We start from the raw sequence: 11,800 nt of genomic DNA, 5'->3' as shown, positions 1-11,800 counted from the left end.
TCCTATTCTGGTTTCTTTAGATTGGTGTTGGATGATGTATTGCCCGCTATTTCTGAATCTTTGACTACGTCATGAGCAGCACCGTTCAATACAAGCTTAGGTTTCTCTAGCATTTCACCCTCTTCCTTTTGCTCTTTTATGGCGCGTTCTACTTCTTCCTTGGTAATATCATTACCTGTTTTTAACCATTTAGTGGTCACTTTTATCCTATTACTGAATGCCAAGAATATAGGCAACAATAACAAGGTTAGAACTGTTGCAAAAGCAATTCCGTAGGCAATAGATATAGCCATAGGCTTTAAGAATTGCGCCTGTCTACTTCTTTCCAACAATAGCGGAGCTAAACCTGCAATAGTGGTTATGGACGTCAAAAATATAGCTCTAAAACGAGAACGGCCAGCCTCAAAAATAGCATCGTCAAATTTCATTCCGTCACGCAGGTTTCCATTGAACTTACTAATGAGAACCAGACCATCATTAACCATAATACCTATTAAGGCAATGATACCCAACATAGATAGAATGTTAACTGGGAAACCGTGAATCCAGTGACCCCAAGCAACCGCCGTTAAACTAAACGGCACCAACAAAATAAGTAACAATGGTTGACTGAAACTTCGGAATGTGAATGCGATGGTTATATAAATCAACAATAACACGGTTAATCCTACCACCTTTATAGAACTACTCATTTTGGCAGCCTCTCTGTTCTGACCCTCATAAGATGCGGTAACCGTAGGATATTTAGATTGAATTTCAGGCATTATCACTGTACGGATTTCACTCATGATATCCGTGGCACTTGTAGTTTTCTCATCCTTAATATCAGACGAAACTTGAATCTCACGTTGGCCCTCCAGGTGGTTTATAGCAACGTCTCCTCTTTCGATTATATAACTTGCTATTTCCTTAAAAGGAACTTTGTTTCCGTTTGGGGTTACAATACGCATTTCATCCAAATCCGTAATGGACGAACGGTTTTCTCTATCATACCTTACCCATACTTTAATTTCATCCTGACCTCTCTGAAAACGTTGCGCTTGAGAACCAAAAAATCCTGCTCTTACTTGATTCATTACCGTGCGAAGGTCTAACCCCAATAAATAGGCATTTTCTTTGAGCTCAAGTCTTATTTCCTTAATACCTGCTGGATCATTATCCGCTACATCTTTAAGTAACGCATTATTCTCTAATATTCCCTTAAGTTCCTTTTTTGCAGCTTTAAGTTCTGTAATATTATTTCCTAAAAGAGAAACTGAAACCGGACTACCACCAAAATTCCCTCCAGTACCGTAAATAAGGCTTTCTACACCAATTACCGGGCCCATCAACTCTTGAAGTCTATTGGTAACCATATCGGAACTGATAACATCAGGTCGCTCTTCACCCGGTAAAAGATTTATGTCTAACGAAGCCGCTGCACTACCTGGACCAATTCTTTTGATGGTATTTTCAAAAAGCTTTTTGCCAGTCCCTTTCAAGTACTTATCAGTAAGCTCTTGGTTTACAATGATAGATTTCTCTTCAATTAACGAGATTATAGAATCTGTTACTTTTTCATTAGTTCCATTAGGCATTAACAAATCAACAGAAACTCGGTCACTGGCAACCCGAGGAAAAAATGAAGTCCTAATAATCCCCCCACCTATTGATCCCAAAGTGAGAAAAAAGGCAACTATAAAAAAAGCGAACATTAGCACTTTATAACGTAATCCAAAACGTAAAGCAGGACTGTACGCTTTGTCTCGCATCCAAACCATAAAACGGTCTCCCATTTCGTTTATGACCCTTAATTTAGCAAAAGCTTTACCGATAGTTGTTTTAGGTTTCTTATCTATAGTCTTCAGAGCTTTTGAATGTGCCAAATGCGCTGGTAAAATAATTAGTGCCTCTACCAATGACACCACTAAAGTGAGAATTACAATAACGGACACCTCACTAAAAATATCACCTATTCTTCCATCTAAAAAGAGGAAAATCGAAAATGCCAACAAAGTGGTAATAATCGCCGAAACAATGGGAGGTATCACCTCCATAGTACCATCAATAGCAGCCTGTATCGGCGTTTTTCCTTTTTCGTAATGCTGATAAATATTCTCTGCAATTACAATACCATCATCCACCAGAATACCAATAACGATTATCATACCAAAAAGCGATAATACATTAATGGTTACATCAAAAAATCCTGCAAAAATAAACATCCCCAAAAAGGAAATAGGCAGACCAAAGGCTACCCAAAAGGCAAGACGTGTATTTAAAAACAGTGATAAAAATATAAGTACCAAAATCATACCCACAATGGCATTTTCGGTAAGCAATTGCGTACGTTGGTTAAGTGTGATACTACGGTCACTTACCACATGCAGCTGTATATTATTATGTCTGTGATTAAAATCTTCAATATAGTCTTTTACTTTTTCTGCGGAACCAAGAAGATCTTCAGTATTTGTACTCGTAATAGAAGCACTTACCGAAAGGTTACCATCATAGTAAGAAGCATTAGGTGATTCTTCAAAACGATCGCGGATGACCGCTACATCTTTTAATCGTATGGTACTACCGGAAGGATCAGCCCTAATAACCATATTAGACAACTCATCGCCATAATAAGACCTATTGTTAGCACGTATTAAATACTCTTCGGCATCGGTCTTAATATTACCTCCAGTAACCAATATGTTAGCATTGGCTACCGCCTGAGAAACTTCGCTGAAAGATATATCGTATGCCAGTAAATTATTTTCATTAACAGCTATCTCTATTTCTTCCAAGGGATAACCACTCATTTCTATTTGTGAAATACCTTCTATTGCACGAAGCTCGTTTTCTACTTGTCTGCCTATTTGTTTTAAAGTAGCAAGGGGTATATTCTCACCACTTACCGCAAAAGTTATAGTTTCTCGGACAACTTCTAATTTCGAAACGATCAACGGCTCCATTCCCGTTGGAAATGTAGGCACTCTATCTACCGCATTCTTGACTTCCAAAAGCATAAAGTCGATATCACGCCCTTTTTCGATTTCAACATTTATAACACCACTATTTTCCCTAGCAGTAGACGTAACCCTATCAACGCCTTCAAGACCTTTTAGGTTATCTTCAATCTGAAGTACAATACCTTCTTCTACCTCTTGCGGGGAAGCGCCTGGGTAAGTAATAGCAATTGTTATATTCTTAGAGTCCGTAAGCGGAAAATAGCTGGATTTTAAAGATAATGCTCCAAATATACCGAAAGCCATAAAAGCCAAAACAAAGACGTCTACCGCTACATGATACTTTATAAAATAAGAGATTATATTCCTCATTATTCGGCGGTTTTTATGTTGCTCTCATCAAAAACCTTGACCAGCATTCCAGCATAGGCACCTACCACTGGCTTAGAAACAATAGTAAGTCCGTCGGGTACATTTTTCAGTACCACCTTTCTATCAGAAAAATAAACCGGTTTTACGTCTATTATATCCAAAATGGTGTCACGTACAACAAAAATTTTATTATCCTCAAGTAAAAGGCCTCTGTCTATTTCAATGGCATCTTCTTCTTGCTTAGCATCTAAATTAGCCTCCAAATACATTCCTTCCCTAAGATTTTCGTCTGATACATCTATATAGGCCCTGATTGTCTGGGAAGCCAAATCAACACTCCCGTTTACACGCGCCACTTTTCCTGTATAAGTTTTAGTTCCGTTTAGATTTATTAACTCTACGTTTTCACCAACCTTTAACAGATCACTATATGCTTTACCAATGGCCACTTCCATTTCGTAAACATCTGTATTAATAAACTCACCAAGCTTTTGACCTGATCTTACTAATGTACCCTCTGTAACCAGAGCCTCTGTAAGAATACCACTAAACGGAGCTGAAATTCTATATTTTGACAACCGTTGTTCTAAATTCTTTACATCATAAAAATTGGATAGTATACCACGACCGGAAATAAAATACTTTTCCTTTTCATTAGTCATTTCAGGCAAGGCCGGAGTACTTTTCTCCATATCGAAGTCACTAAGATATTTTTGCCACTTTGGATATATCTCAGGATAATCTAGCCTTAAATCAGGCATTATGGACGTAATTAAATTGTAGAGGTTACTTTTAGCGGATTGAACACTGGCCGCATATTCCGATGCATCTATGCGAATAATAGTTTCGCCTGACTTATATGCCTGTCCAGCTTTAAAGAGTTTGTTACCCTTTCTGAAAACACCTTGAACTTCTGAGTATAATTCTACTCTTTGCTTTGCGCTTAGATTACCGTTTGCTGGAATGATAATAGGAACGTTTCCGTTTTTAACTGTATCTACAAAAACAGTTTTAATAACTTTTTCTGGTTTTGGTCTTAAGGTTTTCTTGCTTTTTACAATTGCCATTGCAGCAAATCCCGCGGCAATAATCAACAAAATACCAAGAACGGATAAGAGGATCTTACGTGTATTCATAAGTTAGGAGGGCATTTGGCCAGTTGGTTGGACTGCAAATCTATTTAATAGTTTAAGCGGCTTTAGTTAAATGTATCTTAAAACTACTTTTTTTGAAATTATCATAAAAAAAGGGATGCATATCTGCATCCCTTCAACCAAATTAACTAATAAATTATGGAAATCTATATTCTATTATTCGTCTTCAAATTTTGTGTCGGCCATTCTAGTTCTGCCGTACTCAACATTTTTGAAATCTATCTTATCTTCTTCTTTATCGTAGTCAAAAACCAAGAATTGCTTTTCGTTTAATGTATGAAGGCTTTTGAAAGAATCAAATTTGTTATTCTGAATCTGTAAAACCTCCAGACTGGCCAATTGACCAAACTCTTCTGGCACCTCACCACCTAATTGATTATTGGCTAGTACAAGTTCCTTTAATTTTGTTAGTCCACCTATTTCAGAAGGAATACTTCCTTCCAACGTGTTTTCAAAAAGACCTAAACTTTCTAACTGCGCTAAACCACCAACAGATTTTGGTATGTTTCCTTTTAAGCTGTTACTGGATAAGTTCAAAACTTTGAGATTTTTAATATCTCCTATACTTTCCGGAATACTTCCTGTAATGAAATTATTAAAAGCAGTAAGTTCCATTAAGCTTTTCATGTTCCCAAGCTCTTGCGGAAGCTCCCCTTTAATACGATTCATTTCAATCTTTAAAATACGAAGTTTAGAAAGTTCTGCTATTTCTTTAGGTAGCTCTCCTGTTATGCCATTAAAAGCTAAATTCAAGGATTCTAGCTTTTCCAGCCCACCAATACTACTTGGAATAACTCCTTGAAGATTATTATTGAAAAGATTGATTTCTACCACACGGTTATTTCTAATCGTAACACCCTCCCATGTACTAACATCGTCTGTTATATCCCAGGATCTTACCCATGAGTCACCATTTGTAGAATTATAAAGCGCCACTAGTGACTCCATCTCTTTGTTTGGAACTTCGGCCAAGACCGTATGCACCGTGATGCAAAAAAGCACTAAAAAACTAAATAGACTTTTCATACAATTGTTTATTTTTTTGGTTGACAGTTTGGGTTTATGCAATTCTTTGAGAATTACCCTACAAAAATAAGCCTAAATCCAGATGAAAAACAAAAAATATCGTTTAACTGCACTATATTGTTGTGAAAACCTAATAATCTGTTGTGAGTAAAAATTCACTACTATAGCTTACACAAAAAAACCATTAGTTTTCTAGTTCTAGGGTAATTTCTTCCCACTTAACCATCATTTGCTCCAACTGCTTTTTCTTCTTTTGATAACCATCAAAGAAGTTAGGAACCTCTATAGTTTTGTCGTAATCCATTAAGAGTTTATGATCTATATCAGCAATTTCCTTTTCCAGTCTAGAAATATCGGCCTCTACAGAGCTAAGTCTATTTTTTAGTGACTTTAACTTCTTCTGCTCTTTAAAATCTGTTGCGCTAGATTTTGGAACGGCGGTTTTCTTTTGTTGTTCCTGCTTTTTTTCGATTGCCCTAAAATCTTCAACTTTACGTTGATCTAAGTAATAATCTATATCACCTAAATATTCTTTAATGACCTTGTCTTTAAACTCATACACCTTATTGGTCAGCCCTTGAAGAAAATCCCTGTCGTGAGAAACAAGAACCAGCGTTCCATCAAAATTCTGTAATGCCTGCTTTAATACATTTTTAGATTGAATGTCCAAGTGGTTGGTTGGCTCATCCATAACCAATACGTTAAAAGGCTGTAAGAGCATTTTGGCAAGAGCTAAACGGTTTCGCTCACCACCGGAAAGTACCTTTACATATTTCTCTACCTCATCTCCTTTAAACAAAAAGGAACCTAGAATATCTCTTACCTTACTCCTGTTCTTCTCATTGGCAGCATCAATCATTGTATCTAAGATAGTTTTACTACCATCAAGATATTCAGCCTGGTTTTGGGCAAAATAACCAATCTGCACGTTGTGCCCCAGCTTCATTTTACCGCCATAGTCAAGATCACCTACCATGATTTTAGCCAATGTAGATTTCCCCTGGCCATTCTGCCCCACAAAAGCCGTCTTACTGTCTCGTTCCAAAAGTAGATTAACACCTTTCAAAACATCTTTTTCACCATAGCTTTTAGAAAGCTCATCTATTTCTGCTATTACTTTACCAGGAGTTATAGACACTGGAAAATGTAAATTCATTACCGCGTTATCATCCTGATCCACCTCAATCCTATCCATCTTATCTAATTTCTTGATAAGGGATTGCGCCATAGAGGCTTTGGAACTTTTGGCGCGGAACTTCTCAATCAAACGTTCTGCTTGTTGAATTTCCTTTTCTTGATTCTTTAGAGCATTCATTTGTTGCTCTTTTATTTCCCCCCTAAGAAGAAGAAACTGTGAATAAGGCTTACCGTAATCGTAGATACGGCCCAAAGAAATCTCTATGGTACGATTGGTAACATTATCCAAAAACATTTTATCGTGAGAAACAATTACAACTGCACCCGTATATCCTCTTAAAAACTGTTCCAACCAAATAATAGATTCAATATCTAAGTGGTTGGTTGGCTCATCCAGTAACAATACATCATTACTTTGCAGTAACAGTTTTGCTAATTCAATCCGCATTCGCCAACCGCCCGAAAATGTATCCGTTTTCTTATCAAAGTCTTCGCGGTTAAAACCAAGACCTAATAATATTTTTTCTGTTTCTCCTTGATAATTGTAACCACCCAGTATTTCATAATGATGGGTTATATCGCTCAAATCTACCATGAGTTGATGATAAATATCACTCTCATAATCCGTTCGCTCTGCTAATTGATGGTTTATATCATCTAATCTAAGCTCTAAAGCCTTTATTTCTACAAAAGCCTGATAAGCCTCTTCCAGTACGGTACGGCCTAAAACAAAATCTATATCCTGACGAAGAAAACCAATTTTAATGTTTTTCTCCATTGCAATTGTGCCCGAATCTATAGGCATGTCTTTGGAAAGCATTTTTAAAAGCGTTGACTTACCCGCTCCGTTTTTTCCGATTAGACCAACCCGATCACCACCATTCAAACGAAAGGATATTTCCTCAAAAAGATATTCTCCGCCAAAAGAAACGGAAAGGTTATGAATGTTCAACATACTTTAAAAAATTCTAGATTCAAATAGGCATCATGCCTAAAAGGTGGTTTACTGTTTGTGAAAAATAACAATATTTTGTAATGATCGTTACGTCCAAAGAAAAGTCAAAATTGTACTTTTACCTAAAGTTTTGCAAATGTTAAAAAAAGGAAACAAACTATACAGCATTTTAACAGGAAGTTGTCCCAAATGTCATGAAGAGAGCATGTATGAAGACAAAAACCCGTATCATTTGGGTAAAATATTCAATATGCACGAGCGCTGTTCTACCTGCGGAACTAAATATAAAATAGAACCCTCGTTTTTTTATGGCGCTATGTATGTTAGTTATGGTGTGGGAATTGCTTTTGCCGTGGCCGCATTTGTTATTAGCTTCTTATTTATTGGTGCCACATTGGTTCACTCATTTATAGCTATTGTGGTTACCATGATTGTTTTCATGCCCTTAATTGTGCGTCTTTCAAGAAACATCTGGATTAACTTTTTTATTCATTATGACCCAAAAGCCGCAGTTAAATATAAGGAAAAGCTTAGCGAAAAAATTTCTGAGTAAACCGGGCTATGTTTAATTCTGGATCTAATGATTCGTTGTTTTCAGCGTAGGCATATAATTGCTCTGACACTGAAGGACCTATTAATACCCCACGGGAACCAAAACCATTAAGCACATACAATTGTTTAAACTTAGGATGTCTGCCTACCAAAGGCTTCCTATCCGTTACAGTTGGCCTCACACCTGCCACCTGACCTACAACCGTAAACTCACACTTAAGTACAGTTCTCAATTTTGCCAAAAGACCTTCTTTTGCACTTTCTGTAGGCAAATTAGTTTTATCATGGTGTTCATAATTGGCACCCACGCGATATATATCATCTCCCTGAGGAATAACAAAAACGGAAGATTTTATGGCTCTTTCTTCTTTTAGTTCAGGAGCTTCAATAAAAAGATACTCTCCTTTGGAGCCTTGCATTGGCAAATAATTGAAAAAAGGATTGGTCTTCAATCCAAACCCCTCGGCAAAAACAATTTGCTTAGCAGAAAAGGAACCATAATCAACTCCATTTTCAGTAAGATGTAAATCATCAAAATCAAAAGTCTCCTCAGACAGCACGTCTTTTTCTTGAAGGTACTTTTTATAAGACAAAACCAGCTTTTTAGTATCAATCCTTCCGGTATGCATAACTTCTCCATATCCGAACGGAGCATCTATACTGCCATTCATATTTGGCTTAATCGTGGTATTTAAGAATACGTCCAAACCTTTTTTATCAGAAGCAACAAACCATTGATTTTGCTCCTCCACAGAATGAAACCGACGATAGACCGGAAGTGCATAATCTAACTTCACATCTAATTTACGCTCTAAATCCGCATAAAAGGACTTAGCTAGCTTAAGTTGTTCTTCTGCCTGCCAGGCCAATGTAAAACGTTTAAGGATAACAGGATTATACAACCCCCCTGCGACGATTGAAGAAGTTTGAGAAGCATCACTTACAACCTTAAAGGTTTTGTTGTTTTTTTCTAATTGTTCACAAAATGAAATACCTGCAAGACCAAGTCCTACGATTAAATAATCTACCATATAGCAAAGGTAGAAAATTGGCAAACAAAAAAACGCCCCGACAAAAATTGTCAGGGCGCTCAATACTATTTGAATTGGAATATTCTAGGGACTAGTAGGCCCACATGTCTTGTTCACGGTCTCTTATGACCTCTTGAATTCTACCGGCTTCTAACAACTGAAACAAGGCATTATCGGTAACATAATCATTTACCTTACGATCGCCATGAACGTTGTCTTCTCTATAGATTACACCATTAAATCTTCTTGCGTTTAACAACATATCAAAAGAGATAGGCTGTGCGGAGTTTCTCTGGTTGAAAACCTTAGCCTCGTGCAAAATCTGGCGTGCATCTGGGTACCATACCCAAAACAGCTCAACATTTGCATCACCTGGATTCATAGATTCATCATCGATAAAGTTAACGTCTGGTGCAACTGGAGCAATACCTAACAAACGATATTTTAATTCTCCTTGGCGTTTATCAAAATACCACATACCTTTTATACGGTATTCTTCGATATCTGCAGCAGAAAGGTCTCTCTTCATCACATACTCAGGAGAAAGTGCTTCACCTGCATTGATCTGTTCGTAACCATAATCTGTAGTATCTACCTTTTGCAACGTACTAGAAAGGTCGCTAAACTTACGCTTATCCGTAAAATAAGAATCTGCATAAACATCTTTTAGCTTACCGTTCTGAATGTTCTTCAAAAGAACATCGTACAATGACCTTCTATCTTTACCTATATCAATGGTGTCAGTAGGATAATATAAGGGAAAGTTTACCCTTTCATCTAAATCAATAACTTCCCAAACGGTCTTAGACCAAAGAATGTCACGATCATCTACATAACCATACTTGAGGGGAGCATCATTGTCCAAAGCTTTTTGAGCTTCGGTCTTAATGCCTATTTCCTCTGGCTTTTTGGCGTTCAAAATGTTCGCCTGAGCCATCATGGAAACTGGCAACAATGTTACTGCACCAATTACTAAAGCATTTTTCCAATTCATCTTTGTAATATTTTAAATTACCGAGCAATCAAAAGATTGCCCGGTTTTACTAGTTGTTATTAGTTTGTAATCTCCACTACAACCGGAGATACTTTCTTCAATTTATAACTCTTGTTATTTGTAATGTAAGCTTGGATATCAAATATCTGAACAGCATCACCTCTTTTAGCTCTCTTAAGGGCTGATTTGGCATTAGCGTTCAATCTACTTCCGTTAACACTTACAGTAGGCTGACCAGGAACTTTAAATTTGAAACCACTAACTTTTAGGTTCAAATCAAAATCAAAGTCTTCTAACATTGCGCCAATAGTAGCAATTTCCATGTTAGATCTTGGCATTTTAGTGCTACCTGTCTGCTTACTTACAGAACCTGAAGGTCTTGGGATATCCTTAATTCTAAATTCAGACTTAGAAGACACACCCTGACCATCTGGCAATGTACCAGAAGCTGTAATAGTAACCGTTCTACCTGTACCAGGATTCATAATGTACTTACTACCGCTTACAGATTTTAAACCTGGAGCACGAGCACTTACTTTGTTATTAGGTATACCTGGTATTGATATAGACATTGGGTTAGATACTCCACGATAAACAACGTTCATCTTATCAGCAGCAATTAAAGCAGCGTTAGGCTTGCTTATAGTTGCAAAACTGTTTTTTACTTCTACTGGAATCTCTTCTCCATCTTGCTTAAAGTACAATGTACCTTCTACAGTATGATCACCAGCAGAACCTGCTCCGATCAACATCTTAACACCACCAGCTTCTAATTTATAATCAGAACCTTCAGAAAGTTTTCTTCCGTCTAATGTTAATTCAGCTTTTACAGGAGTAGAAGAATTATCTGTTTTACTAATGATAATCTTACCATCATACTTCTCACCAGAGTAAAAAGCAGATTTACTAGCCTGCAATGATGTTGCGAAATTCTTAAGCGATACTTGGCTCGTTAATTCACCTTCCAACATTCTTTTAAGAGCGTCTTCTTCTGTAGCTTTTACGTCTGCTTGAAGCGCCGTAAGTTTTGCTAAAGAAGCTATTAAAGGGTAACCTTCATAGTGGTAATTGATCCAATCTTGCTTGCTACCATCTCTCTTTAATTCCTTACCGTTTTCATCACCGGTTGCGAAACGAGACTTTACAGATTCTTTCAAATCTTTTGGTACAATAGCCGCCACTTGTGTGCGGTAATCACTAATTCTACTCATGAATTCCTTTCCACCTTCCGATAGATTGTCTCCTTGAAAGAATTGCTGATCTAAGAAATCAGAATTATCCATTTTTGCATAGTCAGTAGCATCTTCTAAACCTTCTGTCATGCCATTTTTAAGGCCTTCTAGATAGTCATAATACTCTTGTGACATCTGCTTGATTTTCTCAGCATCTTTATAAAGCTTTCCGTATTTTTCGGAATCTTCTCCTGCTTTAGTTTCTAGACCACCTAAGAAAGCTAGGTTACTTTCTGTAGTCTTTTCGTTTGAAGTCTCCATCTTTTCGTTCATAATCCCGAAAGCTGCAAGTACTTCTTTGCTCATGTTTAGCGCCAGCATCGCGATGAAGATCAAATACATTAGATTGACCATCTTCTGACGTGGTGTTGCTTTTCCTCCTGCCATGTTTTTTTAATTAGGTTTGATTAA

Annotated in this window: 8 protein-coding genes; 1 reads left to right on the top strand and 7 read right to left on the bottom strand. The window is 37.1% G+C overall.

Features of this window, described 5'->3' with window-relative positions; all coding sequences use genetic code 11:
* Nucleotides 1-2: 2 nt before the first annotated feature.
* The 4 genes from IWB64_RS08650 to IWB64_RS08635 all read right to left on the bottom strand — a co-directional run bounded on the left by IWB64_RS08650 (nt 3) and on the right by IWB64_RS08635 (nt 7,580).
* Nucleotides 3-3,308 carry an efflux RND transporter permease subunit gene (locus IWB64_RS08650; RefSeq protein ID WP_194533635.1) on the bottom strand — a complete coding sequence of 1,102 codons (3,306 nt, stop codon included), beginning with the start codon at nt 3,306-3,308 and terminating at the stop codon, nt 3-5.
* Complete coding sequence (locus IWB64_RS08645) at nt 3,308-4,444, bottom strand: efflux RND transporter periplasmic adaptor subunit (protein ID WP_194533634.1); 1,137 nt, start codon at nt 4,442-4,444, stop codon at nt 3,308-3,310. The genes IWB64_RS08650 and IWB64_RS08645 overlap by 1 nt, the downstream gene beginning before the upstream one ends.
* A gap of 174 nt (nt 4,445-4,618) precedes the next feature.
* Nucleotides 4,619-5,488, bottom strand: coding sequence for a leucine-rich repeat domain-containing protein (locus IWB64_RS08640; protein ID WP_194533633.1), 870 nt, complete (start codon nt 5,486-5,488; stop codon nt 4,619-4,621).
* Between the two features lie 184 nt (nt 5,489-5,672).
* Nucleotides 5,673-7,580, bottom strand: a complete 1,908-nt coding sequence (locus IWB64_RS08635) for an ABC-F family ATP-binding cassette domain-containing protein (RefSeq protein ID WP_194533632.1) — start codon at nt 7,578-7,580, stop codon at nt 5,673-5,675.
* A gap of 136 nt (nt 7,581-7,716) precedes the next feature.
* Between IWB64_RS08635 and IWB64_RS08630 the strand changes: the two genes are divergently transcribed.
* On the top strand, nt 7,717-8,133 hold the full coding sequence (locus tag IWB64_RS08630) for a DUF983 domain-containing protein (RefSeq protein ID WP_194533631.1): 417 nt from the start codon (nt 7,717-7,719) through the stop codon (nt 8,131-8,133).
* Here IWB64_RS08630 and IWB64_RS08625 read toward each other — a convergent pair.
* The 3 genes from IWB64_RS08625 to porM all read right to left on the bottom strand — a co-directional run bounded on the left by IWB64_RS08625 (nt 8,111) and on the right by porM (nt 11,776).
* Entirely contained in the window at nt 8,111-9,163 is a 1,053-nt protein-coding gene (locus IWB64_RS08625; protein WP_194533630.1) for an NAD(P)/FAD-dependent oxidoreductase, read from the bottom strand. The genes IWB64_RS08630 and IWB64_RS08625 overlap by 23 nt on opposite strands.
* Before the next feature lie 91 nt (nt 9,164-9,254).
* A complete protein-coding gene (gene porN / locus IWB64_RS08620; protein WP_194533629.1) occupies nt 9,255-10,157 on the bottom strand; it encodes a type IX secretion system ring subunit PorN/GldN in 903 nt (300 codons plus the stop codon).
* Nucleotides 10,158-10,216: 59 nt separating this feature from the next.
* Nucleotides 10,217-11,776 carry a type IX secretion system motor protein PorM/GldM gene (gene porM / locus IWB64_RS08615; RefSeq protein ID WP_194533628.1) on the bottom strand — a complete coding sequence of 520 codons (1,560 nt, stop codon included), beginning with the start codon at nt 11,774-11,776 and terminating at the stop codon, nt 10,217-10,219.
* Between the last annotated feature and the right edge of the window lie 24 nt (nt 11,777-11,800).

The organism is Zobellia nedashkovskayae (assembly GCF_015330125.1).
GTDB lineage: Bacteria > Bacteroidota > Bacteroidia > Flavobacteriales > Flavobacteriaceae > Zobellia > Zobellia nedashkovskayae.
Note: the sequence above shows the minus strand (reverse complement) of the source record. Positions and strands in the feature narration are given on the sequence as shown.

Coding starts and splice junctions, on each gene's coding strand:
- IWB64_RS08650 (WP_194533635.1), bottom strand. CDS start 3,308: ATGAGGAATATAATCTCTTATTTTATAAAGTATCATGTAGCGGTAGAC.
- IWB64_RS08645 (WP_194533634.1), bottom strand. CDS start 4,444: ATGAATACACGTAAGATCCTCTTATCCGTTCTTGGTATTTTGTTGATT.
- IWB64_RS08640 (WP_194533633.1), bottom strand. CDS start 5,488: ATGAAAAGTCTATTTAGTTTTTTAGTGCTTTTTTGCATCACGGTGCAT.
- IWB64_RS08635 (WP_194533632.1), bottom strand. CDS start 7,580: ATGTTGAACATTCATAACCTTTCCGTTTCTTTTGGCGGAGAATATCTT.
- IWB64_RS08630 (WP_194533631.1), top strand. CDS start 7,717: ATGTTAAAAAAAGGAAACAAACTATACAGCATTTTAACAGGAAGTTGT.
- IWB64_RS08625 (WP_194533630.1), bottom strand. CDS start 9,163: ATGGTAGATTATTTAATCGTAGGACTTGGTCTTGCAGGTATTTCATTT.
- porN (WP_194533629.1), bottom strand. CDS start 10,157: ATGAATTGGAAAAATGCTTTAGTAATTGGTGCAGTAACATTGTTGCCA.
- porM (WP_194533628.1), bottom strand. CDS start 11,776: ATGGCAGGAGGAAAAGCAACACCACGTCAGAAGATGGTCAATCTAATG.